This window comes from Maribellus comscasis (assembly GCF_009762775.1).
Lineage (GTDB): Bacteria > Bacteroidota > Bacteroidia > Bacteroidales > Prolixibacteraceae > Draconibacterium > Draconibacterium comscasis.
The window spans coordinates 331,784-355,224 of sequence record NZ_CP046401.1 but is presented as its reverse complement, the minus strand read 5'-3'; the positions used below and the strand labels follow the sequence as shown (position 1 = coordinate 355,224).

Below are 23,441 nucleotides of genomic sequence, written 5' to 3'. Positions count from 1 at the left end.
TTTTTCAAAATTCGTTAAATCATTAAAATGTAACTCTTGCACCAATAGCGAACGTTTTTACGGCAGGATAAGTCATCGGAGCTCCAATTTCCGGGTCAAAGTTTCTCTGTGCAGAATACAGCAGGGCAAGGTTATTTCCTGAGAAAAAGATACTTGCTCTGTCAATACCTGTATTTCCAAATACACTGCTTGGGATGGTGTAGGTAAGTACTACGTTTTTCAACCTGCAGTATGCCATATTATCCCAATGGTAAGTACTATTATGGTTATCAAATGACCAGTACAGGTCATCGCGGTTATATGCTCTTGCAACGCTGGCATTGGTATTCTCCGGTGTCCATCTTCCGTCGAAACTCCACTGGAAGTAATTACCAGCTTCTCCACGACGTCCGTCAGCAATATTCATACGATAGTAAGTTCCTTGTCCCTGCGCTAAAACAGTAAGGTTCCAGTTTTTATATGTAACATCGAAGCTAAGACCGTAGAAAAGTTCAGGTGCATCCGTTTTGTCTAGTAAAATCCTGTCGTCATTGGTTATTTCACCGTCACCACTTACGTCTTCAAAAATAACATCACCCGGTCTAGCACCTGACCAGTGTGGGTATGCATCTACAGCAGCCTGGTCGGCAAAAATACCAATGGCATTGAATAAAAGTTCGGCACCATAAGGATGTCCGGTGCGTTGTTGCCATGGTACAGCTCTTTCAGGCTCATCCATAAATACCACTTCATTGTGGTTGTAACTAATATTTCCTGCAACAATCAAATGAAGATCATTCGTTATGTCCTTGTTATAACCGGCTTCGATTTCAAAACCCCGGTTTTTAACTTCTGCAATATTTTCATCAGGTAATGCCAATCCTGTAAATTCAGGTACGGAAGCGTCTCTAGGAGCCAGAATATCAGTACGTTTGTTTAAGAATATGTCAGCATTTAATGAGAACATATTATTCAATAATTGTGAATCAAAACCAAGATTATAGGTGGTTTGTTTTTCCCAGGTAATATTCGGGTTGGCAACACCATCTTGTTGAACAACAGTTTCAACCACTTTACCTGTTCCTAATGTCGCACCGGTTGAAAGTGTATATTTATTCATGTACTGGAATGCACTTCCCGGGTCCATACCCATTTTCCCATAAGATGCCCTAAGCTTAAAGTAGTTGATAAAAGCGAGGTTTGCTTTCCAGAAATTTTCTTCGGAAGCTCTCCAACCCAACATAAGACCAGGGAAGTTACCCCAACGACTGTCCGGTGGGAATTTCAACGAACCGTCACGACGGAAAATGGCTTCCAACAGGTATTTCCCCTTGTAGCTGTAGTTCAAACGACCAATCAACGATTTACGCGCATATATGGTCATGCCACCCCACGCATCCTTGTCTTTATCAGCGCCGGCGCTAAGTGTTTGTACAACATCCGAAATATAATATTTACGGAATCCAACAAGCCTGTTCCAATCACTGGTGTATTGTTCATATGAACCAAATATACCTAACGAATGGTCGCCAAATTCACGTGCATAGTTAAAACTAAAGTTTGTCAACTGGTTGATGGTACGCATATAGCGCTCTTCAAGTTCCGGAGCGGAGTAGCCTCGTTCCTTGGGTGTTAATGGCATATCGATTATAAAACCTTCAGAATCCCTTGTTGCCACATCCAGATCTTCAGGAGGGAAGTATAGAATCCATGGTTTACGGAATCTTTTCCAGTATTCGTTATTAACATCAAAGGAATACATTCCCTGAAGAGTTAATCCTTTAACAAATGGCGGGGTTATGGTTGCCTTAAATGTTGTTTGATTCTTATACTGCTTTTGATCATCGTAACCACCTTCAAAGGTAGACGTTACAATTGGGTTGTCACCGTATTCAATGTCAGGTCCTGGTAAGCCGTTGGGCCATTTATCCCACTGGGTTGGTAACAAACGGGTTGACTGACCATAAATCGCACTGGCACTTTTTGTTGGGTACAATTTGTTATCCAAAAATCCGGCATAATCAATGTTTGTTTTTAACCAGTCTGTAATAGGAATTTCCAGTTTTGCACGCAGGTTATACTGTTTATAATTGGTTGATTCCTGTTTGTAAATTGCTTCTTCATTTTTGTAACCAAAAGAAACAAAGTAATACATACCGTTACTTCCACCATCAATACTAAAGTTTTGTTTACTTGTGGTAGTCCATTTGGAAATCAAGTCACCTTCCCAGTCGCTGTTGGGGTGTTCCCACGGGTCTCTTCCGCTGTAATACAACGCTATATCTTCATCAGAGTATGTCCTTGGTTTTCCTTCATAGTCCTGGTATTCACTCAACATTGTGGCATAGTCACCTGCACTGGTTACTTTTGGAAGAATTGTTGGTGTTAAAAATCCCTGGTAGAACTGGTAGCTCATCCTTGGTTTACCTGCTTCTCCTTTTTTTGTCGTTACAAGGATAACACCGTTTGCAGCCTGTGCACCGTAAATAGCTGCAGAGGCATCTTTCAGAATTGAAACACTTTCAATGTCCACCGGGTCAATATCGCTCATAGAACGTCCGGGAATACCGTCAATTACTACCAAAGGTGAAGATAATTCTCTATCCCGGGTATCGTCATCAGGATCACCTAAACTGCTACGACCACGTACAAAAATTCTGGCATCATTCCCACCTGGTTCTCCACTGCCTTGTATAAATGTAGTACCAGATACACGTCCTGATAATGCATTACTAACATTGGCTGCCGGGATTGCGGTAATTTTTTCGCCGCTAACCGAAGCAACTGAACCAACAACGTTCGCCTTTTTCTGAGAAGCGTAACCTACTGCAATAACTTCGTCCAAACCGATAGTTTCGGCTTCTAAAGTAATGTTAATGGTTGTTTGGTTGCCAATAGTCATTTCCTGTGTTTTCATCCCTACAAATGAAAAAGAAAGTACGTTGGCGTCAGCAGGTACAGTTAAATTGTAGTTTCCGTCGATGTCGGTCACTACACCAACGGTTGTCCCCTTAACCACAACTGTAACTCCCGGAAGCGGAGCTCCGTTTTCATCCACAACCCTACCTGAGATGGATTTTTGTTGTGCATTGGCAGGAGTTACTGAATTTGATTCTGTGTTTGTCTTTCCTTCAGCCGGAAATACAATAACCTGGCGATCAATTACTTTGTATTCCAGGTTGTGTTCCGGAAGTATTTCATCCAGAATTTCTTCAACACGGGCATCTCTTGAAGTAACTGATACCTTTTGATTGTCATTTACAACATCGTTATTGTAAATGAATTTAAACTCACTTTGATTTGTGATAGTTTGAAAAACTTCTTTCAGGCTGACTTTCTTCATGTTTAAGTCGAATTTTACCGACTCAGAATAAGCACTTGCCTGAACGTTAGATGCAATCACCATGAGCATTATTAATAATGCAGCTCCATGGCGAAGTGTTTTTAGCCATCCGAAGAACACGGAAGGCGTTTTTTTAACGCTATGTTCCATAAAATTAATGGTTTAGTTTGTTAAACAAAAAAATAATTTCACACTTTCAAAAGGAAGGAAACTGACCAAATCTCCTCCCTTTTTGATATAATTGGTTTAAGTTACCATAATGGTCTTTTTTATTATTTTAAACATAAGTTATAATGATTCTATAATTATTCCGTTATCTGTTTCATAAAATACAAATTCGTGTGCTTCGTTAAGCAATTGAAGTATCTTAAACAATGACTCTCCCTCGAAATTTGCAGTAAAACGCAGTTTGCCAATTTTTTCATCTTTAATTATTATCCTGGTCTGGTACCTTCTTTCCAAAGTCAATACAATGTGTTTTAATTGTTCATCATAGAAACTAAGTATTCCTTTACGCCAGGCAGCAGGTTGTCCCAGTTCTGTTTTCTTTATAAGAAACTGGCTTCTTTTTTTATTAAAATAGGCCTGTTCCCCGGGATTTAGCACTACATTATTTTTTGTATTATAATCATCTATTAATTCTACTTTCCCTTCATATAGAGAGAGCTCTTGTTCAGCCTCTTTGGGAAACGAAATAAGATTAAAGTTTGTTCCCAGAACTTTCGTCGTTAAGCCTGGAGTTTTAACAAGAAATGGTTTCCGTGGGTTATGTGCTACTTCAAAGTATCCTTCTCCAATTAGCCTAACTTCCCTGTAATCTCCCTTAAACGGTTCAACAGTTAAAAGAGCAGAAGAAGAATTAAGCCAAACTTGTGTTCCATCGGACAAAACAAATTCTTTTACTTCATCAGGACCGGTTTTATATTCAACAATTTCTAAGGTATTTTGATTTGAAATAAAATAGTAAAGTCCTATTACGCCTAACGATAAAATTAAAAGAAAGGTTGCAGCAATTCTAAATTTAAATCCATTGTGGGATTTAGGATTTTGATGATATGTTAAACCCAACTTTTTTTCTGTTTTTTCTATTATATTGTTTTTCTCAACGGTTGGGAAATAAGATGACCAGAAACATTTGATTATATTGTAATTTTGTTCTTGCTCCTCGTTGGAAATGAGACTTTTTTCGAAAAGTATTTTTTCTTCCTCTGAAATTTCAGAGGTCAGGTCTTTTACAATTAGTTCGTATAGTTTATCTCGGTTCGTCATTTTTCTCATCTATGCTTAAAGACGCAATGATTCAAAAATGTACCTAAACAATAAGTTATAATTTTTCTGATTTTTTAAAAAAGACTTGCCCGGTTCATGGAAACCGGTTTTTCATTCGACTTTTGGGTTACGGAAAGTATTCCCGAAATTTTGTTGACAGCATTCACCAAATGATTGTTTACTGTTTTTTCAGAAACATTCATTATCTCAGCAATTTCTTTATATTTCAGTCCGTTTACCTTTGCAAGAGTAAATGCAAGTTTACATTTTGGGGGGAGTTTCTCAATGGCGTTATAAATTAAATTTACCGTTTCTTCCTCTATTAAATTATCTTCCAAAGGCCCTTCTACGGGAAGAAACCTGAAATCTTCAAATTCGTCAATAGAAATAATATTTTTATTTTTTGATGATTTTCTCAGGTGAGATAAACAACCGTTTTTTACACTAATAAAAAGGTACGATTTGATATTTTTTACCTTTAACAGATCTTTTCTGTTGTTCCATATTTTCACAAAAACATCACTGACTATTTCTTCAGCGGTTTCTTTATCTCTTAAAAAGCCTATTGCAAATATCAAAAGATCGTCAGAAGTCAGCTCCATTAATTGTCTGAATTTTTTTTGATCTCCGGAAGCTATTAACGATTTATTTTTCAGATCGTTTATCATCAAGCTTTAGTTTAAGTCTGGCATTGCTTATGTGTATAAAAGTAAAAAATACTCGTTTGTAAAAGTAGTAAACTTATTGAAAATTTTAAAAAAAATATCAAAAATTTCAATGAGTAATGAATATCATTGTTACAATCCCAGCTCACTGCTGATATCTTTCATCGCGTTTACGGCAAGTTCAGCAAATTCGTTGAGGGGGATGCCAATTTTTTCACATTCCAAGATATTTTCACGTTTGACAGAAGCGGCGAAAGCTTTTTGTTTCATTCTTTTTGTAACCGATTTAGGTTTAACCCCCGCAATTTTTTTATCAGGGTAAACCAGCGTTGTTGCAGTAACTAAACCAGTAATTGTTTCGCCGGCAGCCAGGGCATGTTGAAATTCGGTAGTTCTTTCTTTACCGGTAGCTACCTCGTTGTGCATAACAATCGCATCCAACATTTCATCGCTTATTTTTCCTTTTAGAATTTTTTCCGCGTATGGTCCATGCGTATACGGATCGGCTTTTGTTATTTCAACATCAATATCATGTAATAGGCCAGCAATACCCCATTCATCAACATTTCGATTTAGTTTTTTTGCCATTGCCCTTAAAACTGCTTCTGACGCCAAACAATGTTTCCACATATTTTCAGCAGAAATATTTTCCTCCAGTAATTGAATTGCCTCCGCTCTCGATATCATTTTATTGTTTTCAATTTTTAGTTCGGCGACCGCTTTTCTTTTCAACTGCTTTAATTTGCACATCGCCACTCTATTCGAATCAATGAACCGTTTCAAAATTACTTAAATAATTTTAACAAGAGCAAATATTTCTTTTCGTTAAAACCATATTATTTTTATGGCTAAAAATTGTAACTATGGTTGAGATTGAACGAAAATTTCTTGTCGCAGCAAAAGTGTGGAGGCCCGGGGGGAACGGCCAGAAACTCGTACAGGGTTATCTCTCAGTAGATCCGGAACGAACAGTGAGGGTACGTGTTGTTGGTGAAAAGTCGTTTTTAACTATAAAAGGGAAGACAAACGGGATAACGCGAACAGAATTAGAATATGAAATTCCTTTGGAGCAAGGCAAAATAATACTTGGAATGTGTTTGGATTACCTGGTGGAAAAGACCAGATATAAAGAAACGATTGGTGGTCTGGTTTGGGAGATTGATGTTTTTGAGGGGGCAAATAAAGGATTAATTCTTGCCGAAGTTGAGTTAGTGAGTGAAAAGCAAAAAATCGATGTTCCGGCATGGATTGAAAAAGAAGTTTCGGGAAATATACGTTATTATAACTCCTACTTATCTTCAAAACCATTTTCTACATGGGAAAATGAAATCTAATTGTTTGGGTAATTTTTTCCTTTTGTTGTAAATGAGATTCCCTGATTGCCGGTGGTCCATATCATAACAGCTTCAAACAGAGGTTCGTATTTTGGGTTTTTTACAGCCCATTCAAAAATAAAGTTTGCACCGCTCCCTCCCAGATTGTCTCTTCTGTGAATGACAATCTCAACCGTTTCCATGGGAGTCAGATATACAGGCGAATCCACATATGAGCGGATTAGTTTTCCGTGGGTGTTAAAATAATCGGCCTTTGTTACAAAAATCGAATCGTTAACGCTGGTGTTTCTTATACTTACCGTAGATGTAAGCAGGTGTTTGGTCTCGTCGGTAAGGTCATAGATGTCTGAATAAACGGATAAATATGAACGGCCTGTTGACAGACTATTATTTTGGGGAAGTGAGATCTCCCTTTTTGACCAGCTTAACGATTCACCAATTTTGTTTTCTTTTTCATTGCTACAGGAAAATAAAAACACCAAAATCAAAAAAAAGATAGTTTGTTGCATTAAATTTTGTATTAATCGTTCCTATTTTAGCCAATTCTAAATTGAATTTATTCAAATTTAAGATAAACATCATAATTTATTTGAATTTAAAATAACATAAATATTATTTTTGCGTTTTGAAAAAAAGCTTTTAAACAATTTTATATGCGTTCGGAAAAGATAAAAGTTATTTCTTTAGTTATCTTCCTTCTATATTTCATACCTGTTTCAGTTGCACAAAAATCTTTAAGTGATAAAGATGCTGAGTTGCTCAATGACGGAATCAATATTCTTAAAAAGTATTTTGTGGAAAAAGGATATTGGCAAACATCAAATCCTAATCTGGAAAAAGATGTAAAAGGATTGATTCATTTTGTAGAAGATGAACCAATTGATTCCGTTTTATTTTCGATTGATACCTTGACTTACGATTCTTCAGCAAGGTTTGTTTTTCGTTTACCGGAATATGTTCATGACAGCTTGTCTGTGCCTGGTTATTATCCGCATAACAAAGTAGATCAACACCTCGAAATGTTTGGCATCAAACTGCAAAGTGAATTTCAGAACAGGGAAATAAAATTAACACCCGAAAGGTTAGCAAGGATAAATAAAGAAGTAAAGTATGTTCCGCCAGGTGAAGGAATGAAATTGTTTAATGACTCTGTTTACAAGATGCCTGACGATTTAGTTATTCCCGAAGTGATTCCGGATTCGATGCTTGAAAATGAGGCGAATTTTAACAGGCTGATGGCGTTGGATAGCATCAGGGTTGCTTACGTTGAACAAAAGAGACTCGAATATAATGACTCGATTTTAACGCAATATCGTGACTCTGTATTAAACAGGTACCGGCAGGAGCTTTTTGAAGCAGAATATAATAGAGGAAAAGAAAAGTTTGTCGATTCGATTGAGTTAAATAACTATGCCGTGCTTAAAAATTACAATGACTCGGTAATGCAGGCTGTAAATGACTCTATTTTTACGGTTATTAAAGTTCTAGCCCGGTATGCAGACTACATTGATACATCAAGGATTGAGATTCAAAATTTATATAATGAACCCTATCAGATTAACTTAAGTAACCTGGATAAATATTATCAACGTATCTGGCTCAAAAATGAACAAAATGATTCGTTGAGGTTATTGGTAAAGAATTTGGATAAGAGAACTTTGCAGTTGACAATTGACGATGGAGTCACTTTTTCCAGATTCAAACCAAAAGAAACCAAAGATTTTGATTTTTCATCGCTGAACAGACATTCAACTGGATTAACCGGTGTGGGAAAACAATATGAAGTTCAGACTCCGTGGACACTCACCGGAGATGGTACCATCGGCTTTACACAAACATATCTTAATAACTGGAAGAAAGGGGGGCAGAGTGCGCTTTCGTTACTGATTGTTTTAAAAGGTGCTGCAAATTATTCCCGGGCTGATGGTAAAGTAAAATGGGAAAATTCTGCTGAAATCAGAAATGGTTGGTTACGCCCGGGAGGAGACGAGTCTGAATTGCAAAAAAACGATGATAAGTTTGAACTTACATCAAGGTTTGGTATAAGCGCTTTTAAAAAATGGTATTACAGTGCTGAGTTTAATTACGAGACGCAATTTTTCAGAGGCTATAAATATCCAACCTCAGATTATCCGGATCCGATTTCTGCTTTTATGGCACCCGCAAAAACTTTCCTGAAATTAGGTTTGGATTACAAGCCGAATAAGGAGTTTTCACTTTTTCTTTCCCCTTTAACCGTGAAAAATGTTTATGTAAGAGATACTTCACTGATTGATCAGACAAAATATAGTATCGACGAAGACCGGAAAAGCTTTTGGGAGCCTGGTTTAAATGCCGATGTTACATTTAAAAAGGAAATAACAAAAGACATTACATACGAAACCAAGTATAAAATGTTTATCAACTATCAGCAGCCTTTTCAGAAGTTTGATGTGAACTGGGAGAATCTGGTTAAGATGAAATTGAACGATTACATTAATATGCGTGTGATGATACATATGATATATGACGATGATGTTCTGTTTCCAATCTATGACGAAAATGACGAAAAAATAGGAGAAGAACCCAGACTTCAGTTGAAACAGTTTATCTCAGTAGGGTTTTCGTATGCAATAAATCATAAAGTTTTGCGAACAAAACGAGTAAAATAGTTTGAGATAGTCAAGTGTTATCTAACGACACTTTGAATAGTTTGCTCTAAATATTGAGAGCTCCAAAAGAAATTAAACTTCTAAATAAAATGTGGTGCCATCTTTTTGTGTGCTTTTAAAACTTACCTGCCCACCAAGATACTTTTCACCTAAAAGTTTCATGCTGTATGTTCCTAATCCCCGGCCTTTGCCTTTGGTTGAAAAGGAACGTTTAAAAATTTGAAGTTGAATTTCCGGTTCAATAAAACTATCGTTATGAACTGAAAATTGAATTTTGTTATTTTTGCTCGCACAGGAAAGTACTATTTCGGCCCCTGGTAATGAAGCTTCCAGGGCATTTTTTAACATATTTCCCAAAATCCTCCGTAATAGTGTGGAGTCTGTTTTTAAAATATAATTTTTCTGTGCTTCTTTTATTCTAATTTTTTTACCGGAGGCTATCCCTTGTCGTTCATAGTTATTTTTAAGCCCATTAAAAACAGAAAGGGCATCCGCCTCAGAAATTGAAACCTTTAGTTCACCGCGCTCGGCAGCGAGCAACTGGCGTTGCGACGAAATCTCGTAAACCATATTATCTGCTGCACGTTTAAGAATTTCAGTGATTTCCGTCATTTCATCCTGAGATTGTACTTCGTTTAAAAGATTGGTCAAATCTAAAATTCCGCCCGCGCTGTTTAAAACATCATGAAAAAACAAACGTTCCAGATTTTGGCGTCTTTTTTCATCGCTAACATCGTTAATGGCAAAAATGGTAAACTCGTTACCTGCATATTTGTATGGAGTTGAGGTTACCTGCAAATCAAGAGCTTCATTTTTTTTATTTAAAATACTACACTCTTTTACAGACTGTTTGCCGACCTGTGATTCTAGAATTGAATTTACTGCCCCACAGGTTCTGCAGAATTCACTATGTCCGCAACCTCCTTTTACAAGATCGGAATAGATGCATTCGGTTGCTTCACCAGGCCTTTGACCAAGAACGGATTTTAATTCTTTTTTTCTGAGAAAACGTAAAAAAAGTTTGTTGGCAAAAACAATTTGTCTTTCCGGGTTTAATACCACCAGCATTTGTGAAAGCGAGTCTGCAAGTGTATTTAAAATTTCATTTTCGCTAAAGATTTTCGATTGTTCCTCTAATACCTCGTAACTCACACGTTCCGGCGCCAGCTGTCGAAACTCATTCCTCTGGTTTATCATTCTCATTCAAATTATTTGAATTTGTAAGTTATGACTGATTTTTATCAAATTCAAATTTTATTTTTTCTTTGACTGATGGTTTTTTGATTCTTTTACATGGAATTTAGACATTGAAGTTTGCACAAAATCATTACCGTTGTGTCGAAATACCATTACATATATTCTATCCGTTATTTTTGTTGAATTCGATGAGTTCAACAGGAGCTCCATGATACTCGATCATTGCGACTCTAATTCCGTTGGAAGGAGGATAAGGAGGTGTAATTATTTTTAAATTGTGTGCTTTTAATTCCAGTTCTAAACTCTTAACTTCAAAAGCAAGATGAGGTACTTTTTGAATAAGCGGATGAACCGGGCTGTTTTTTTCAAATCGCATCCATTCAATACCAAAAGGACTTTCAGGAAATCCGGAGACATAAAATTTAAATTGTGGCAAATATTTTTCTCCCGGCATCTTTTTTTCTGTCGGAATTCCAAGGTGATGAAATTTCCAGCCCCATCTTTCTGTTGCTTCCGGCAATTCGTGGTCAAGTCGAATATTTTTCATTTTAGGAAATCGATTTTATTTCAATTTGTCTTCCCTGGAAATTAATTTTTTCGCCTGTTGTTTTTGCTTCTATCGTTTTTCCTACGGGGGAGTTGAGAGAAATAGAAAATATAGGAACGTTATTTATTTCAACTTTTCCAAAAGCTACAGAAATGAAATAGTTTCCAAGATTTGTTTCAACAAAACTTCCAAATTCTACTTTCTCATACCTTTTGTGAAGGTCAATTTTATTCAGGCTTGTTTTTAAATGCTCGGTTTTGGCTAACTGTGCCCTGTTTTTCTCCAATTCCATTTGTACCATGGCTCGTCCGGTTTCATATTTATCGCCAACGCTGCTTTTTGTTTCGTTGTCGCGCGATTCTTTTGCTGCTTGGATGGATTGTTTCAGAAACGAAATTCGGTCGTCTAACTGACGAACAATTTCGTTTATAATTTCTTCTTTTTTCATTAAAAGTGTTCCCCGTTTTATGCCTGATTTATTTCAATACTCGTATAATACCCGGTTGCATTATGCCCGGACACTACTTGTGGAATATTATTTTTTATGTCGATTGCTGGTTGATGTGTGTGGCCGGCAAAAACGCCCAGTAAATTTGGCGCATTAAAAACTTCATTGTAAAAATGGAATGTTGTTTCTGTATGTCCACTTTTTCTCCACTGATCACGTCTTTCCAACTCATAGTTTTTATCTGATTTTGCTCCCCATTCAGGATTTGCGCAGCCATATCCCATCGATCTTCCGGGAATGTATAATGGAATATGCAGAAACAATAAAAATGGCTTATCGCTTTTTATTTGTTCTTTTAGAAAAATGAGTTGCTCAGGTTCTATTTCATAAGTAGAATCGTCAATAAAAATCAATTGAAGACCGTTAAGTTCGTAGCTTGCAAACAGTGGATTGTTTTTCTGATAAAGCGGTTTCAAACGCTTTTCTGTCCATGTTTTTCGTAAATCGTTCGAACTACCTATCATCCCTTCATAGTGCCAGTCGTGATTTCCGGCGATGTAACCGTAAGGAATTCCTGTTTTTTCCAATTTTTCACTTACCCATTCAATTGCCGCTTCCGACGGAAAGCTAAAAATATCTCCGGTTAAAGCCAGGAAATCTGCTTTTTCTTCTTTGGCTCTTTGCAAAGTCTGCTCAAAACTTTGGATTGTTGTTACCTGCTCTCCGGTTTCGAATTGCGTGTTACTTTTATAGGCACCGGCCATTCTTTTACTGAATTCTTTAAAAGTGCCTCCGCGCTCGTCGTCCAGCGAAAGATGCGTATCGGTAATATGAAAAATCCGCGTGGTCTTAACATTTGAGTTTGTATAAATTGAAGCTTTATTTCCTGTTAACGAAAAAGTATCTCGTATTTCTTTTGTTGCTTTTTGATTGTTTGCTGAAAGAACCTGCGGAAATGTAAATACCAAACCTGCAAGAGTTGTTGCTTTTAAGAAGTTTCTTCTTTTCATTTTTTTGAGAGCTTGTTTGTTTGAAGGTAAAAATAGCGTAAAAAAGAAAAAGGTCTCAATTTAATTGAAACCTTTTCCACTGACTTTATTTAAAAAGTTGTTACATGCTTTTTATTTCACTCACCAATTTCTGGATTGAACTTTTTGCATCGCCAAATAACATGCGGGTTTTGTCGTTAAAGAAGAGGAAGTTTTCAATCCCTGCGTAACCTTTACCCATTCCACGTTTCATGATGATGATATTTTTTGCAAGGTGAGCATCGATAATTGGCATTCCGTAAATCGGGCTGCTCGGATCGTCGTATGCCGCCGGGTTAACCACGTCGTTTGCTCCTACAACAATGGCAACATCGACGTTTGGCATATCCGGATTGATGTCATCCATTTCAACCAGTTTTTCATACGGAACATCTGCTTCAGCAAGCAACACGTTCATGTGCCCTGGCATACGTCCGGCCACCGGGTGAATAGCATATTTTACTTCAACCCCTTTCCCTTCAAGTAAATTGTCTAATTCGTGAGCAATATGTTGAGCCTGGGCAACTGCCAAACCGTAGCCCGGAATGACAACTACTTTTTGTGAGTAGCTTAAAAGCACAGCAGCGTCGCTTAGTGTAATTTCTTTAATTGTTCCCTGTTCACGGTCTAAAGCTGCACCTCCGCCACCAAAAGCACCAATAATAACATTAATAAGCGACCGGTTCATTGCTTTACACATTAAAACCGTTAAAATCATACCGGCTGCTCCAACCAGGATACCGCCCAAAATCATGGCTTCGTTGTTATAAATAAAACCTGCCATCGCAGCGGCAATACCTGTAAACGAGTTCAACAATGAAATAACTACCGGCATGTCGGCACCACCAATCGGCATAACAAACATAACTCCGTAAACAAGAGACAGAGCGGTAAGCGTATAAATTGCCCAAAGCATTTCAGCCGGCGGATTTGGAGAAGCAACGATAAAAGCCCCCGTTCCTAAAGTAGCTACCAAAAGCACAAGGTTCAGATAGGTCATGAAAGGTTTCATAATATCTCCCACACGACCATCGAGTTTTCCAAACGCAATTAAACTACCGCTGAAAGCAATGGCACCAATAATTAGTCCTAATACGGTTACTAAAATCGATTGTACATCTCCTGCCATTGCAGCCGGGTATTCCAGTAAAGCTACCAACATGGATGCACCGCCACCGGTAGCATTGTACAATGATACCAGCTGCGGCATCGCTGTCATTTTAACTTTACGGGCAACTATCCAGCCAATTGCTGCACCTATGCCAATGGCAGCAAGTATAATCCAAACGTTTGTAAGAGAAATTCCTTCTCCGTTTGAATTTTTATGCAACAATAAGGTTGTTATCATCGCTAATCCCATTCCTCCTGCTGCCCACAGGTTTCCCCTTCGGGCAGTTTCAGGGTGGGAGAGTAGTTTTAAACCTACAACAAACAAAAGCGCGGCAATCAGGTAACTTAATTCAAGTAATGTATCGCCAACGGTGTAACTCATTCCGTTAAGTGTTCCTAAAACTTTATCCATGATTTCCTACTTTTTTTTCTTTTTAAACATTTCAAGCATTCTGTCGGTAACCGCAAAACCACCAACTACGTTTAATGTACCAAAAATGAGAGCTAAAATACCCAGTACCAGTTCGAGTGAGAAAGAGGAAAGATTGGCGTGACCAACAAGAATAATTCCCCCGATAATAATTACACCGCTAATTGCATTGGCACCCGACATCAACGGGGTATGTAACACCGCAGGTACATTGGAAATCACTTCAATACCCAGAAAAATGGATAAAGCAATGATAAAAATGGATTCTTTATATTCAAAGAAAAATTGTAATACTTGTTCCATATCTGGTTCTATTTATTTTCGAATAATGATTTTACACGTTCATTGTAAATTTCTCCGGAATGTGTAATACATGTTCCTTTTACAATGTCATCTTCAAAATTAAGGTTTAATGCACCTTCTTCTGTAATCATGAGTTTCATGAAATTCAGTACGTTTTTACCAAACATTTTACTTGCATCCATGGGCATTTGTGAAGGGTAGTTGGATTGACCAATTATTGAAACTCCGTTGTTGACGACTGTTTCATCATTTTTTGTCAGTTCGCAATTTCCTCCGGTTGATGCAGCCAAATCGATAATCACGGAACCGGGCTTCATCCGTTCCACTGCCTCTGCCGGCAATAAGAGCGGTGCCTTTTTGCCCGGAATTTGAGCGGTACAAATTACAACATTTGATTTTGCTGCAATATCGTTAATTGCCTGCTGCTGTTTTTGTTTGTACTCTTCAGTTTGTTCAACTGCGTATCCTCCGGCAGCTTTGTCTTCGGTGGCACCTTCCACTTCAACAAATTTGCCGCCTAAACTTTTCACCTCCTCTTTTACAGCAGAACGAACATCAAAAACCTGCACTTGTGCTCCTAATTTTCGCGATGTCGCAATAGCCTGCAATCCAGCAACTCCTGCTCCCAGTATTAAAACATTTGCGGGGCGGATTGTCCCGGCAGCCGTCATAAACATCGGGAAAAATGTCGGAAGTTTTGATGCGGCTTCCAAAACAGCAAGGTACCCTGAGACGGTAGCCATTGACGATAAAATATCCATTGCCTGCGCACGTGTTGTTCGTGGAATCAGGTCAAGGCTAAAAGTAGTAACGCCATCTTTCAGGAAAGTTTTAACCAGGTCGGTATCCCAAAGCGGATTAAATGCACTAATCCACACCTGACTTTTCTGAATTTTCTGAATATCCTCATCAGCAGGTGGCTGAATCTGCAGCAGGACATCAGACTTTTTAAATACATCCGCACGTGAACCAATTTTGGCTCCGGCAGCTTCGTAGTCGCCGTCAGGTGTAAAAGCATTTTCTCCGGCACCTTTTTCAACCAAAACCTCCACTTTCATGTCGGTAAAGGTTTTTACAATTTCAGGAAGTAAAGCTACACGGTTTTCTTTTCCATGCTCTTTTAGTAGTCCAAGAATCATAAATATTTGATTTTGATGTAAAATTTTTGTGCAAAGCTAATAAATTAATTCAACCGTTAACGTTAACGGTTGAATTTTTTTGTTATGATATTTAGCAGTTTTTATTAACAATAGCTAATCAAAATCAATGAATATCTATCGGAGACATAGCAAACCGGGAAGTAGAAATCGCTTCTCCGGGGTCAATTCACCGGGATTTGTATTTGTTCATAGCTCATTTCAACAAAATTGGAATCAACGGGTAAGAACAATTTTATATAAGACGCCTCGCGAACCGCAGGAAAAAATACTTTACCCTTTATATTGTGGTTCGGCTCAACTGTTGTTTTTCTAATGGTCGAATTTTCCCAGGAATCTCTCATGGTTTCAAGACTTTCTGCTCTTAGCGCATTAACTTCTCTGCCTACCTGAACGCCTTCATAGAGATTGGTACTCAGGTAATCATTGTCAGGATTATCGTCTGTAGCTGTTGCAACTCCAGTGGCTACATCAACACTTGCAGCCAGTAAACTTAATCCTATGTGGTTGGCTTCTCTGGCTCCGGATTTTGCCAATGATTTTTCGATATCCAGAATTTCATTTTCCGGATTTAAAGCCGCTATTTCCATTATTGGTTCACGATAACCATTATATCCTTTCAGTAAAAAACCAGAAGGATCAATTAAAATAGGTAAATTGGAAAGGTTGGTAACGGTAAAATTAAACCAATACTGTTCGCTCTGACACCGTTCGTAAGCAACTTCGTAAATAATTCCGTTAAGCGTGTCGGCAACAAATTGTTGTCCATATAACCATTTTCCCTCCGTTTTGTCGTCAGGTTGAAGTTTTAAAATGTTTTTTGGTCCGTAGCAGGAGTGAAGTAAAACGGTACTCAGTACTAAAATTGCGGGTAAGGTAAATTTTGTTTTCATGACAATTTGTTTTCTGTTTAACGGACGAAAAAGCAAACAATATGCCAGAGAATAAAAAAAGAGGAAAAAAATGCGATGTTTCGACAAACTTTACAAAGTTGTATGTGAACGAAAGGAAAAGCTTTGCAAATGGTAAAACTTATTTTTTCCGGATAGTAGCAATATAAAGCTTTTCAACTTTTTCTCTGGCCCATGGTGTACGCCTGAGAAATTTCAGGCTTGATTTAATACTGGGATTTGTTCGGAATGAATTAATTTTGACCCGGACTCCCAATTCTTCCCAGCCGTAGTAACTGACAAGGTACACAACGATGGCTTCCAGTGTTTTTCCGTGAAGTGGATTATTGGGTTGTTCCATTTTGTTTTTATTATCCTTATTCAAACATTTTTATAAGCGGATTTTACACTACAATTTAAGCCCGTCAAGAATTTTAATATATTGTTCAATACCCTTAAAAATTTCGCTTTTGTGGATGTATTCGTCTGCTGTGTGTGAGCGTGCTGAATCTCCCGGCCCCATTTTTACCGACAGGAAAGGAATAATAGCCTGATCGGAGGTAGTGGGAGAACCATAAATATTTATTCCCATATTTTTTGCCAGTTGAGCAAAGGGATGCAGTTCATTTATTCCCGAAGAATTTAAACGAAGCGATCTTGGCTTAACTTCCGATTCCAACAAATCATTGATTATTTTGTAGGCATCTTTGTTCGGATAATGTTCGTTTGTTCGCACATCGGCCACAAAATGGCAAACATCCGGAACTACGTTATGTTGAGTGCCAGCTTCAATTTGTGTAACGCTGATTTTTACTTCTCCCAAAACTTCGGAAACCTTCTCAAATTTAAAATTTCTCAGCTTTTCAATATCATCAAGGGCTTTGTAAAGCGCATTTTCTCCTTCATCACGAGCTGCGTGTCCCGATTTTCCGTGTGCATAACAATCAAGAACCAGCAATCCTTTTTCTGCAATGGCTAATTCCATTTTTGTAGGTTCACCAATAATTGCAAAATCAACCGGTGCAATTTCCGGCAAAACAATTTCTAATCCTCTGCGCCCCGAAATTTCTTCCTCAGCAGTGGCGGCAAAAATCAAATTAAATGGTAAATCTTTTCTGCTGTAAAAATGAACAAAAGTAGCCAGCAAAGAAACCAGCGGACCGCCGGCATCATTACTTCCCAAACCAAAAAGTTTATCGCCATTTTCTATAGGTTTGAACGGATCAAGGGTGTATCCCTTTGCCGGACGAACAGTATCGATGTGAGAATCGAGCAATACAGTTGGCTTTGCCTTATCAAAATATTTATTAAAAGCCCAGGTATTATTTTGTTTGGTGTTAAACGGAATCTGCTCGGTAGCTAAAAAGTTTCGCATAATTTCAGCAGTCTTTTCCTCTTCCTTACTAAACGATGGTGTTGAAATCAGCGATTTTAAAAGATGAATATATTTTTCCATATTTTTGGATTACTTTCCCGGCTGCAAAAGTCGGAAAAAAAATTCATTTAAATCAAAATCATTTTCTACTATCTTTGTATTCAATTAAAGAATTATGGCGGAAAAAAGTTTTACGGATAAACAAATACAGTTGGCCCGATTTTCAAAAGCATTGGGGCACCCTGTCCGGATTTATATTCTTGAACTACTTTCAACGCAGGCCTGTTGCTACAGCGGAGACCTTTCCGAACAGCTTCCAATTGCCAAATCAACAATTTCTCAACATCTAAAGGAATTGAAAGATGCCGGATTGATTCAGGGTGAAATTGAAGCTCCCAAAATTAAATATTGTATTAACCGTGCAAATTGGGAAAGAGCAAGAATTTTATTTAAAAATATGTTCCCGGAATAAATTTTTTCAATTATTGTTCGTATTTTTGCGAACAACGAACAATATAAAATTATGATGGAAATTAAAGTTTTGGGAACAGGTTGTGCAAAATGTAAGAAACTGGAGCAAATAACCGAAAATGTTGTAAAAGAAATGGGGCTCGATGCAAGCATTGAGAAAATTGAGGACATTTATAAAATAATGCAATTTGGTGTAATGCAAACTCCCGGTTTGGTTGTAAACGGGAAAGTGGTATTAACAGGTCGTCTTCCAAAATCGGATGAATTAAGAAACTTATTAACTTCTTAAAATATACCATAATGAAAACCATAAAGTCATTTGCCTTTTTTCTGATTGCTTTTTTTATATGTTTGGTCGGAAATGCTAATTCCGGCGAGATTGAGAAAGTTGAAAAAGAAAAAACCGTTGTATATTATTTTCATAATACCCGTCGTTGCCCAACATGTATGGCTATAGAGAAAGAGACAAAGAAAGTTTTGGATGACTCTTTTGCTGAATCAGTTGAAAAAGGAGACATTGTTTTTAAAGCATACAATGCGGAAGAAGCAGAAAATAAGGAGCTTGTAAGAAAAATGAACGTGACTGGCTCAGCTCTAATTATAGTAAAAGATGGCGAAAAGTATGATTTGACCAGCAAAGGTTTTATGTATGCGCTTAAACAGCCTGAAAAATTAAGAGAGGCGTTGTGGGAAATTCTGGTTGATTAATTTTTTGAAATGGAGGAAATTATTACCGGACTTTACGAGAACTCAAATATTCCGGTGTTATCAGCGTTTTTGCTTGGATTGTTAACTGCAATCAGCCCCTGCCCAATGGCAACCAACATTACAGCCGTGGGTTATATCGGGAAAGAACTCGAAATAAAAAGCCGTGTTTTTTATAACGGACTTATCTATACGCTTGGCAGAGGGCTTTCATACTGGCTGTTGGCCGTTGTTTTTTATATTGGCGCCGACCAGTTTAAGATTGCGACGTTCTTTCAGAGTTATGGTGAAAAAATATTGGGGCCGCTGTTAATTGTGGTTGGATTGTTTATGCTTGGGATTATTAAAATTTCTTTTCCCGGGTTTAACAAATTTTCAAAAAGGCTGGAGGAAAAAAATAAATGGAATTTCTGGAATGTATTGTTGCTCGGAATTGTATTTGCACTGGCTTTTTGTCCATACAGCGGAGTGCTTTATTTTGGAATGTTAATTCCAATGTCGATTGCATCGGCTAAAGGTTTGGTGTTACCTCTGGTTTTTGCACTGGCCACCGGAATTCCCGTAATTATTATTGCCTGGTTACTTGCATTTGCCATTGGCGAAATAGGCAAATTTTACAACGCCCTAAAGAAGGTGGAACTTTGGATGCGGCGTGTAATCGCTTTCCTGTTTATCGGTGTTGGAGTTTATTATGTTTTTACAATTTATTTATCATTTAAGTGATATTTAAAATTTTTGTTAAATGAAAAAGTACATTTATATATTGTTACTTCCGGTTTGGCTCTTACTCTATTTGAATTTGTCAGATATTTCAGATTTTTTTGTTTATGATATTTTTCGGATGCCGGAAGGAAAACATATCACTGATTCGGTTTGGTTTTTTCTTTTTGAAGTTCCGAAAGTAATGTTGCTGCTAATTCTAATTGTGTTTGTGGTGGGAATTATTCGAAGTTGGTTTTCACCGGAAAAGACCAGAAAAGCTTTGGAGGGAAAGTCACTTTTTGTCGGGAATGTGATGGCGTCGGGTCTGGGAATTGTCACTCCGTTTTGCAGTTGCTCTGCAATCCCTCTTTTTTTAGGATTTGTTGAGGCCGGAATTCCAATTGGTGTAACTTTTTCGTTTCTTATTGCTGCCCCGTTAATTAATGAAGTTGCTCTCATTTTGCTTGCCGGGTTGTTTGGCTGGAAAGTTGCTTTAATCTATGTTTTTACCGGACTAACAATTGCTATTATCGCCGGGTTTGTTTTGGAAAAATTAAAACTTCAGAAATATGTAGCAGAGTGGGTGTTTCAGGTGAAAGCAAATCAAAACGGAATTGAAGAACAAAAACTGGATTTAAAAGATCGTCTTCAGGCCGGGGCAAATGCAGTAAAAGAAATAGTTGGAAAAATTTGGATTTATATTTTGATAGGAATTGCGGTGGGAGCAGGTGCACACGGTTTTGTTCCTGACGATTTTTTGGGAGAGATAATTGGTGCGGGAAACTGGTATGCTGTCCCTTTGGCTATTTTACTCGGAATCCCAATGTATTCCAATGCGGCCGGAATTATTCCTATCGTTAGTGTATTAATGGAAAAAGGAGTAACACTGGGTACCGCACTTGCTTTTATGATGTCGGTAATCGGACTGTCATTACCTGAAGTAATTATCTTAAAAAAGGTTTTGAAATGGCAGCTCATTTTCATTTTTGTCGCTGTAGTTGCTATTGGTATAACTGCTGTAGGATTCATTTTTAATTTTCTAAACATATAACTCAAAAAATTTAATGTGATGGAAAAAAAGTTAAGTTGCAGTTGTGGTTCTGCTGAGAATTGTACTGTTTTTGCCTGCTCCGGCGCAGCCGATTTAGGGCAGGCCAGTGATTTACTTGCCCGTAAACTGCATAAAAACGAGGTGCGCCAAATGAAGTGTCTGGCTTTTGTAAGTGCAGGAATTACTGAAATGATTGATTCTGTAAAAGATTCGAATATGCTGGTTATCGACGGATGTAATTTGGATTGCGGTAAAAAAACTTTTGAAAAAAACGGGCTGAATGATTTTATTCATCTTCGTTTAACCGATTTAGGTTTTGAAAAAGGAAAAACACCTCCAACTGAAGATGTTATTGAAAAAATGTACGAAGAGGCAATTTTTATGGTGTAATTTTTTCACGACAAAACATTTATCTTTGCAATAAATGTTGCGAAGAGAATGAAAAAGTTTTGGCCGGCCATACTTCTTGTGGGTTTGTTGTTTTTGTTCGTTTTTGGATATCTCCGGAAAGACAATCTGAATCGTTTTATTTCAGGTAAAATACAACAACAGGCTCAAACTGAAAATGCATTCTCTGCGCGTGAACGGATTCAGAAGGAGTATAATTATCAGAACAATAATAAAAATTTTGATTTTACGCTTCTTGAATTTAGTTCTACCGGCTGTACAATTTGTAAACAAATGGAGCCCGTTTTGCGAGAAATCGAAAATTCAGAAGAACCAAAAGTAAATGTGGCTTTTCTTCATATTATGAAACCTGATAATTTGGACTTGATGAAGTATTACGGCATTTCAGCTGTTCCTATGCAAATTCTGCTCGACAGCGAGGGAAATGAATTTTTCAGGCATTATGGTTTTATTTCAGCAGAGGATCTTCTTAAAAAATTCAGACAACAGTAGTTAAAAATTTTTGAAAAAATATGTCGTATTTATACGTCAATTTAAATATTTGACGTATATTTACATCAAATTAAATCATGATGGTACAATCAAAAACAGAATTATTTGATAAAAAACTTGTAAAAGACGCTGAACTTTTTAAAGCTCTGGCTCATCCGGCAAGATTGCGAATTTTGCAGTTCCTTGCTGAAACTCCTGCGTGTATTACCGGTGATATTTCGGATGAACTTCCTTTGGGGCGGACAACAGTAAATCAGCATCTGAAAGAATTAAAAAAAGTCGGGTTGATACAAGGACATATTCTGGGGGTAAAAACAAATTACTGTTTGGATCCTGCAAAAGTAAAAGAGCTTGAAAAATCAATTGCATCGTTTTTAGAAAGTATAAATTTTGAAAACTACAAATGTATCTAATTATGAAGGTTTTAATATTGTGTACCGGTAATTCCTGCCGTAGTCAAATGGCACATGGTTTTTTACAATCATTCGACAGCCGGATTCGGGTTGAATCAGCAGGAACAGAAGCTTCAGGGAAATTAAATTCCGCCGCAGTAAAAGTAATGAGTGAAACAGGTATCGACATCAGTCGTCATACGTCTGACTCTGTTGATAAATATATTAATGAAGAATGGGATTATGTTATTACCGTTTGTGGAGGTGCAAATGAAAATTGCCCCGCTTTTTTTGGTAAAGTAAAACACCGTTTACATATCGGTTTTGATGATCCTTCACATGCTGTCGGAACTGAAGAATTTATTCAGAGCGAGTTTTATCGTGTTCGGGATGAAATCAAAGAAGCATTTTTCAAACTCTACAACGAAGAGATAAAGCTGAAACTCTGACAAAGAAGGAATATTTTAACACATCTGTAATTTTATTGAATACAAATAATTAAACATTTGAAATACCATGAAAACAAATGAATTAAAAGAGCTAGTAAAGGAAAAATACGGTAGGATTGCCGCCCAATCTCATTTATTGAAATCAGAATCATGTTGCGGGGAAGTATCTTGTTGTGGAGAAGTAGATTATACGATTTTTAGCGACGACTATTCAAAACTACCCGGTTATAATCCGGATGCAGATCTGGGGCTTGGTTGTGGAATCCCGTCGGATAAAGCTGATATAAAAGAAGGTGATAGCGTTCTTGACCTGGGCAGCGGGGCGGGAAACGACTGTTTTGTAGCCCGTTCTTTAGTTGGTAAGACCGGGAAAGTAACCGGGCTTGATTTTACGCAGGAAATGGTTTTGAAAGCTAAAAGGAATGCAGAGAAAACTGGTTTTACCAATATTGAATTCATACACGGAGATATTGAAGAAATGCCTTTTGAAGATGGACAGTTTGATGTGGTAATTAGTAATTGTGTACTTAACCTTGTTCCCGATAAGAAAAAAGCGTTTTCTGAAATTTACCGTGTACTTAAACCCGGTGGACATTTTAATATCTCTGATATTGTTTTGGTTGGCAATCTTCCTCATAAATTAAAAGAGGAAGCTGAAATGTATGCCGGATGCGTTTCGGGAGCCATTCAAAAGGAAGAGTACCTGGAGATGGTTAAACAGCAAGGTTTTTCAAATATTCAGATCAAAAGCGAAAACCGTTCATTAATTCCGGATTCTCTTTTAAAGAATTATTTATCAGAAGATGAGGTCGTGCAGTTTAAAAAGCAGGAATTCGGATTGATAAGTATTACAGTTGCTGCTGCAAAATAAGTTGATTTTTGAATCTGCTTGTGATTTGTAAAAGAAGTTGGACATTTCTAAACCAGAGACAGTGATTTTATTCTTCAAGATTATTTAGCTGAACTTCTCCAGGGTGATGAAAGAGAGCATCCTGGATTTAATCTCTCACTTTATGGTGAATGAATAACATTCGTTTTGTGATGC

The 23,441-nt window shown here is 37.4% G+C and carries 27 protein-coding genes; 12 read left to right on the top strand and 15 right to left on the bottom strand.

Annotation, left to right across the window (positions count from 1 at the left end; translation table 11 throughout):
• Nucleotides 1-22: 22 nt before the first annotated feature.
• The 4 genes from GM418_RS01620 to GM418_RS01605 form a co-directional block, all read right to left on the bottom strand.
• Complete coding sequence (locus tag GM418_RS01620; protein ID WP_158862509.1) at nucleotides 23-3,472, bottom strand: TonB-dependent receptor; 3,450 nt, start codon at nucleotides 3,470-3,472, stop codon at nucleotides 23-25.
• Between the two features lie 138 nt (nucleotides 3,473-3,610).
• Nucleotides 3,611-4,591, bottom strand: a complete 981-nt coding sequence (locus GM418_RS01615; protein ID WP_158862507.1) for a FecR family protein — start codon at nucleotides 4,589-4,591, stop codon at nucleotides 3,611-3,613.
• A 74-nt stretch (nucleotides 4,592-4,665) separates the two neighbouring features.
• Nucleotides 4,666-5,259, bottom strand: a complete 594-nt coding sequence (locus GM418_RS01610) for an RNA polymerase sigma-70 factor (protein WP_158862504.1) — start codon at nucleotides 5,257-5,259, stop codon at nucleotides 4,666-4,668.
• 129 nt (nucleotides 5,260-5,388) lie between these two features.
• Entirely contained in the window at nucleotides 5,389-5,988 is a 600-nt protein-coding gene (locus GM418_RS01605) for an HD domain-containing protein (RefSeq protein WP_217447681.1), read from the bottom strand.
• 131 nt (nucleotides 5,989-6,119) lie between these two features.
• On the opposite strand from GM418_RS01605, the gene GM418_RS01600 reads away from it, so the two are divergent.
• Nucleotides 6,120-6,590 carry a CYTH domain-containing protein gene (locus GM418_RS01600; protein ID WP_158862502.1) on the top strand — a complete coding sequence of 157 codons (471 nt, stop codon included), beginning with the start codon at nucleotides 6,120-6,122 and terminating at the stop codon, nucleotides 6,588-6,590.
• On the opposite strand, the gene GM418_RS01595 is transcribed toward GM418_RS01600, so the two are convergent.
• Nucleotides 6,587-7,099, bottom strand: a complete 513-nt coding sequence (locus tag GM418_RS01595) for a DUF3124 domain-containing protein (RefSeq protein ID WP_158862501.1) — start codon at nucleotides 7,097-7,099, stop codon at nucleotides 6,587-6,589. The genes GM418_RS01600 and GM418_RS01595 overlap by 4 nt on opposite strands.
• A gap of 144 nt (nucleotides 7,100-7,243) precedes the next feature.
• On the opposite strand from GM418_RS01595, the gene GM418_RS01590 reads away from it, so the two are divergent.
• Nucleotides 7,244-9,241 (top strand): DUF3078 domain-containing protein, encoded by a 1,998-nt coding sequence (locus GM418_RS01590; RefSeq protein ID WP_158862500.1) that lies wholly within the window; start codon nucleotides 7,244-7,246, stop codon nucleotides 9,239-9,241.
• Between the two features lie 72 nt (nucleotides 9,242-9,313).
• On the opposite strand, the gene GM418_RS01585 is transcribed toward GM418_RS01590, so the two are convergent.
• The 10 genes from GM418_RS01585 to GM418_RS01540 all read right to left on the bottom strand — a co-directional run bounded on the left by GM418_RS01585 (nucleotide 9,314) and on the right by GM418_RS01540 (nucleotide 17,807).
• On the bottom strand, nucleotides 9,314-10,444 hold the full coding sequence (locus tag GM418_RS01585) for a sensor histidine kinase (RefSeq protein ID WP_158862499.1): 1,131 nt from the start codon (nucleotides 10,442-10,444) through the stop codon (nucleotides 9,314-9,316).
• Between the two features lie 157 nt (nucleotides 10,445-10,601).
• The gene (locus tag GM418_RS01580; RefSeq protein ID WP_158862498.1) at nucleotides 10,602-10,985 is read right to left on the bottom strand and encodes a VOC family protein; all 384 of its coding nucleotides are present in this window, start codon (nucleotides 10,983-10,985) and stop codon (nucleotides 10,602-10,604) included.
• 1 nt (nucleotide 10,986) lies between these two features.
• On the bottom strand, nucleotides 10,987-11,433 hold the full coding sequence (locus GM418_RS01575) for a hypothetical protein (RefSeq protein WP_158862497.1): 447 nt from the start codon (nucleotides 11,431-11,433) through the stop codon (nucleotides 10,987-10,989).
• Nucleotides 11,434-11,450: 17 nt separating this feature from the next.
• Nucleotides 11,451-12,443: a metallophosphoesterase family protein gene (locus tag GM418_RS01570; RefSeq protein ID WP_158862496.1), complete on the bottom strand. Its 993-nt coding sequence runs from the start codon at nucleotides 12,441-12,443 to the stop codon at nucleotides 11,451-11,453.
• 100 nt (nucleotides 12,444-12,543) lie between these two features.
• Entirely contained in the window at nucleotides 12,544-13,983 is a 1,440-nt protein-coding gene (locus tag GM418_RS01565; RefSeq protein WP_246222804.1) for an NAD(P)(+) transhydrogenase (Re/Si-specific) subunit beta, read from the bottom strand.
• A gap of 6 nt (nucleotides 13,984-13,989) precedes the next feature.
• Nucleotides 13,990-14,304 (bottom strand): NAD(P) transhydrogenase subunit alpha part 2, encoded by a 315-nt coding sequence (locus GM418_RS01560; protein ID WP_158862495.1) that lies wholly within the window; start codon nucleotides 14,302-14,304, stop codon nucleotides 13,990-13,992.
• Nucleotides 14,305-14,312: 8 nt separating this feature from the next.
• Nucleotides 14,313-15,443 carry a Re/Si-specific NAD(P)(+) transhydrogenase subunit alpha gene (locus GM418_RS01555; RefSeq protein ID WP_158862494.1) on the bottom strand — a complete coding sequence of 377 codons (1,131 nt, stop codon included), beginning with the start codon at nucleotides 15,441-15,443 and terminating at the stop codon, nucleotides 14,313-14,315.
• 182 nt (nucleotides 15,444-15,625) lie between these two features.
• A complete protein-coding gene (locus GM418_RS01550; RefSeq protein ID WP_158862486.1) occupies nucleotides 15,626-16,354 on the bottom strand; it encodes a hypothetical protein in 729 nt (242 codons plus the stop codon).
• A 139-nt stretch (nucleotides 16,355-16,493) separates the two neighbouring features.
• Nucleotides 16,494-16,736, bottom strand: a complete 243-nt coding sequence (locus GM418_RS01545) for a VF530 family protein (RefSeq protein ID WP_246222803.1) — start codon at nucleotides 16,734-16,736, stop codon at nucleotides 16,494-16,496.
• Nucleotides 16,737-16,760: 24 nt separating this feature from the next.
• Complete coding sequence (locus GM418_RS01540) at nucleotides 16,761-17,807, bottom strand: M20 family metallo-hydrolase (RefSeq protein ID WP_158862484.1); 1,047 nt, start codon at nucleotides 17,805-17,807, stop codon at nucleotides 16,761-16,763.
• Nucleotides 17,808-17,901: 94 nt separating this feature from the next.
• Here GM418_RS01540 and GM418_RS01535 point away from each other — a divergent pair, with 94 nt between their 5' ends.
• The 10 genes from GM418_RS01535 to arsM all read left to right on the top strand — a co-directional run bounded on the left by GM418_RS01535 (nucleotide 17,902) and on the right by arsM (nucleotide 23,267).
• Nucleotides 17,902-18,198: an ArsR/SmtB family transcription factor gene (locus tag GM418_RS01535; protein WP_158862482.1), complete on the top strand. Its 297-nt coding sequence runs from the start codon at nucleotides 17,902-17,904 to the stop codon at nucleotides 18,196-18,198.
• Between the two features lie 51 nt (nucleotides 18,199-18,249).
• Entirely contained in the window at nucleotides 18,250-18,486 is a 237-nt protein-coding gene (locus GM418_RS01530) for a thioredoxin family protein (RefSeq protein WP_246222802.1), read from the top strand.
• 11 nt (nucleotides 18,487-18,497) lie between these two features.
• Nucleotides 18,498-18,905 carry a nitrophenyl compound nitroreductase subunit ArsF family protein gene (locus GM418_RS01525; protein ID WP_158862474.1) on the top strand — a complete coding sequence of 136 codons (408 nt, stop codon included), beginning with the start codon at nucleotides 18,498-18,500 and terminating at the stop codon, nucleotides 18,903-18,905.
• A gap of 9 nt (nucleotides 18,906-18,914) precedes the next feature.
• Entirely contained in the window at nucleotides 18,915-19,625 is a 711-nt protein-coding gene (locus GM418_RS01520) for an aromatic aminobenezylarsenical efflux permease ArsG family transporter (protein WP_158862472.1), read from the top strand.
• Nucleotides 19,626-19,644: 19 nt separating this feature from the next.
• Complete coding sequence (locus GM418_RS01515; RefSeq protein ID WP_158862470.1) at nucleotides 19,645-20,655, top strand: permease; 1,011 nt, start codon at nucleotides 19,645-19,647, stop codon at nucleotides 20,653-20,655.
• Nucleotides 20,656-20,673: 18 nt separating this feature from the next.
• The gene (locus GM418_RS01510) at nucleotides 20,674-21,045 is read left to right on the top strand and encodes a putative zinc-binding protein (RefSeq protein WP_158862468.1); all 372 of its coding nucleotides are present in this window, start codon (nucleotides 20,674-20,676) and stop codon (nucleotides 21,043-21,045) included.
• Between the two features lie 48 nt (nucleotides 21,046-21,093).
• Nucleotides 21,094-21,555, top strand: a complete 462-nt coding sequence (locus GM418_RS01505; protein ID WP_158862466.1) for a thioredoxin family protein — start codon at nucleotides 21,094-21,096, stop codon at nucleotides 21,553-21,555.
• 77 nt (nucleotides 21,556-21,632) lie between these two features.
• Complete coding sequence (locus tag GM418_RS01500) at nucleotides 21,633-21,968, top strand: ArsR/SmtB family transcription factor (protein WP_246222801.1); 336 nt, start codon at nucleotides 21,633-21,635, stop codon at nucleotides 21,966-21,968.
• Nucleotides 21,969-21,970: 2 nt separating this feature from the next.
• The gene (locus GM418_RS01495; protein WP_158862464.1) at nucleotides 21,971-22,396 is read left to right on the top strand and encodes an arsenate reductase ArsC; all 426 of its coding nucleotides are present in this window, start codon (nucleotides 21,971-21,973) and stop codon (nucleotides 22,394-22,396) included.
• A 67-nt stretch (nucleotides 22,397-22,463) separates the two neighbouring features.
• Complete coding sequence (arsM, locus tag GM418_RS01490; RefSeq protein ID WP_158862462.1) at nucleotides 22,464-23,267, top strand: arsenite methyltransferase; 804 nt, start codon at nucleotides 22,464-22,466, stop codon at nucleotides 23,265-23,267.
• Nucleotides 23,268-23,441: the final 174 nt, after the last annotated feature.

Excerpts from the sequence above, each read along its gene's own strand:
- GM418_RS01620 (WP_158862509.1), bottom strand. The coding sequence starts at position 3,472 with ATGGAACATAGCGTTAAAAAAACGCCTTCCGTGTTCTTCGGATGGCTA.
- GM418_RS01615 (WP_158862507.1), bottom strand. The coding sequence starts at position 4,591 with ATGACGAACCGAGATAAACTATACGAACTAATTGTAAAAGACCTGACC.
- GM418_RS01610 (WP_158862504.1), bottom strand. The coding sequence starts at position 5,259 with ATGATAAACGATCTGAAAAATAAATCGTTAATAGCTTCCGGAGATCAA.
- GM418_RS01600 (WP_158862502.1), top strand. The coding sequence starts at position 6,120 with ATGGTTGAGATTGAACGAAAATTTCTTGTCGCAGCAAAAGTGTGGAGG.
- GM418_RS01595 (WP_158862501.1), bottom strand. The coding sequence starts at position 7,099 with ATGCAACAAACTATCTTTTTTTTGATTTTGGTGTTTTTATTTTCCTGT.
- GM418_RS01590 (WP_158862500.1), top strand. The coding sequence starts at position 7,244 with ATGCGTTCGGAAAAGATAAAAGTTATTTCTTTAGTTATCTTCCTTCTA.
- GM418_RS01585 (WP_158862499.1), bottom strand. The coding sequence starts at position 10,444 with ATGAGAATGATAAACCAGAGGAATGAGTTTCGACAGCTGGCGCCGGAA.
- GM418_RS01580 (WP_158862498.1), bottom strand. The coding sequence starts at position 10,985 with ATGAAAAATATTCGACTTGACCACGAATTGCCGGAAGCAACAGAAAGA.
- GM418_RS01575 (WP_158862497.1), bottom strand. The coding sequence starts at position 11,433 with ATGAAAAAAGAAGAAATTATAAACGAAATTGTTCGTCAGTTAGACGAC.
- GM418_RS01570 (WP_158862496.1), bottom strand. The coding sequence starts at position 12,443 with ATGAAAAGAAGAAACTTCTTAAAAGCAACAACTCTTGCAGGTTTGGTA.
- GM418_RS01565 (WP_246222804.1), bottom strand. The coding sequence starts at position 13,983 with ATGGATAAAGTTTTAGGAACACTTAACGGAATGAGTTACACCGTTGGC.
- GM418_RS01560 (WP_158862495.1), bottom strand. The coding sequence starts at position 14,304 with ATGGAACAAGTATTACAATTTTTCTTTGAATATAAAGAATCCATTTTT.
- GM418_RS01555 (WP_158862494.1), bottom strand. The coding sequence starts at position 15,443 with ATGATTCTTGGACTACTAAAAGAGCATGGAAAAGAAAACCGTGTAGCT.
- GM418_RS01550 (WP_158862486.1), bottom strand. The coding sequence starts at position 16,354 with ATGAAAACAAAATTTACCTTACCCGCAATTTTAGTACTGAGTACCGTT.
- GM418_RS01540 (WP_158862484.1), bottom strand. The coding sequence starts at position 17,807 with ATGGAAAAATATATTCATCTTTTAAAATCGCTGATTTCAACACCATCG.
- GM418_RS01535 (WP_158862482.1), top strand. The coding sequence starts at position 17,902 with ATGGCGGAAAAAAGTTTTACGGATAAACAAATACAGTTGGCCCGATTT.
- GM418_RS01530 (WP_246222802.1), top strand. The coding sequence starts at position 18,250 with ATGATGGAAATTAAAGTTTTGGGAACAGGTTGTGCAAAATGTAAGAAA.
- GM418_RS01525 (WP_158862474.1), top strand. The coding sequence starts at position 18,498 with ATGAAAACCATAAAGTCATTTGCCTTTTTTCTGATTGCTTTTTTTATA.
- GM418_RS01520 (WP_158862472.1), top strand. The coding sequence starts at position 18,915 with ATGGAGGAAATTATTACCGGACTTTACGAGAACTCAAATATTCCGGTG.
- GM418_RS01515 (WP_158862470.1), top strand. The coding sequence starts at position 19,645 with ATGAAAAAGTACATTTATATATTGTTACTTCCGGTTTGGCTCTTACTC.
- GM418_RS01510 (WP_158862468.1), top strand. The coding sequence starts at position 20,674 with ATGGAAAAAAAGTTAAGTTGCAGTTGTGGTTCTGCTGAGAATTGTACT.
- GM418_RS01505 (WP_158862466.1), top strand. The coding sequence starts at position 21,094 with ATGAAAAAGTTTTGGCCGGCCATACTTCTTGTGGGTTTGTTGTTTTTG.
- GM418_RS01500 (WP_246222801.1), top strand. The coding sequence starts at position 21,633 with ATGATGGTACAATCAAAAACAGAATTATTTGATAAAAAACTTGTAAAA.
- GM418_RS01495 (WP_158862464.1), top strand. The coding sequence starts at position 21,971 with ATGAAGGTTTTAATATTGTGTACCGGTAATTCCTGCCGTAGTCAAATG.
- arsM (WP_158862462.1), top strand. The coding sequence starts at position 22,464 with ATGAAAACAAATGAATTAAAAGAGCTAGTAAAGGAAAAATACGGTAGG.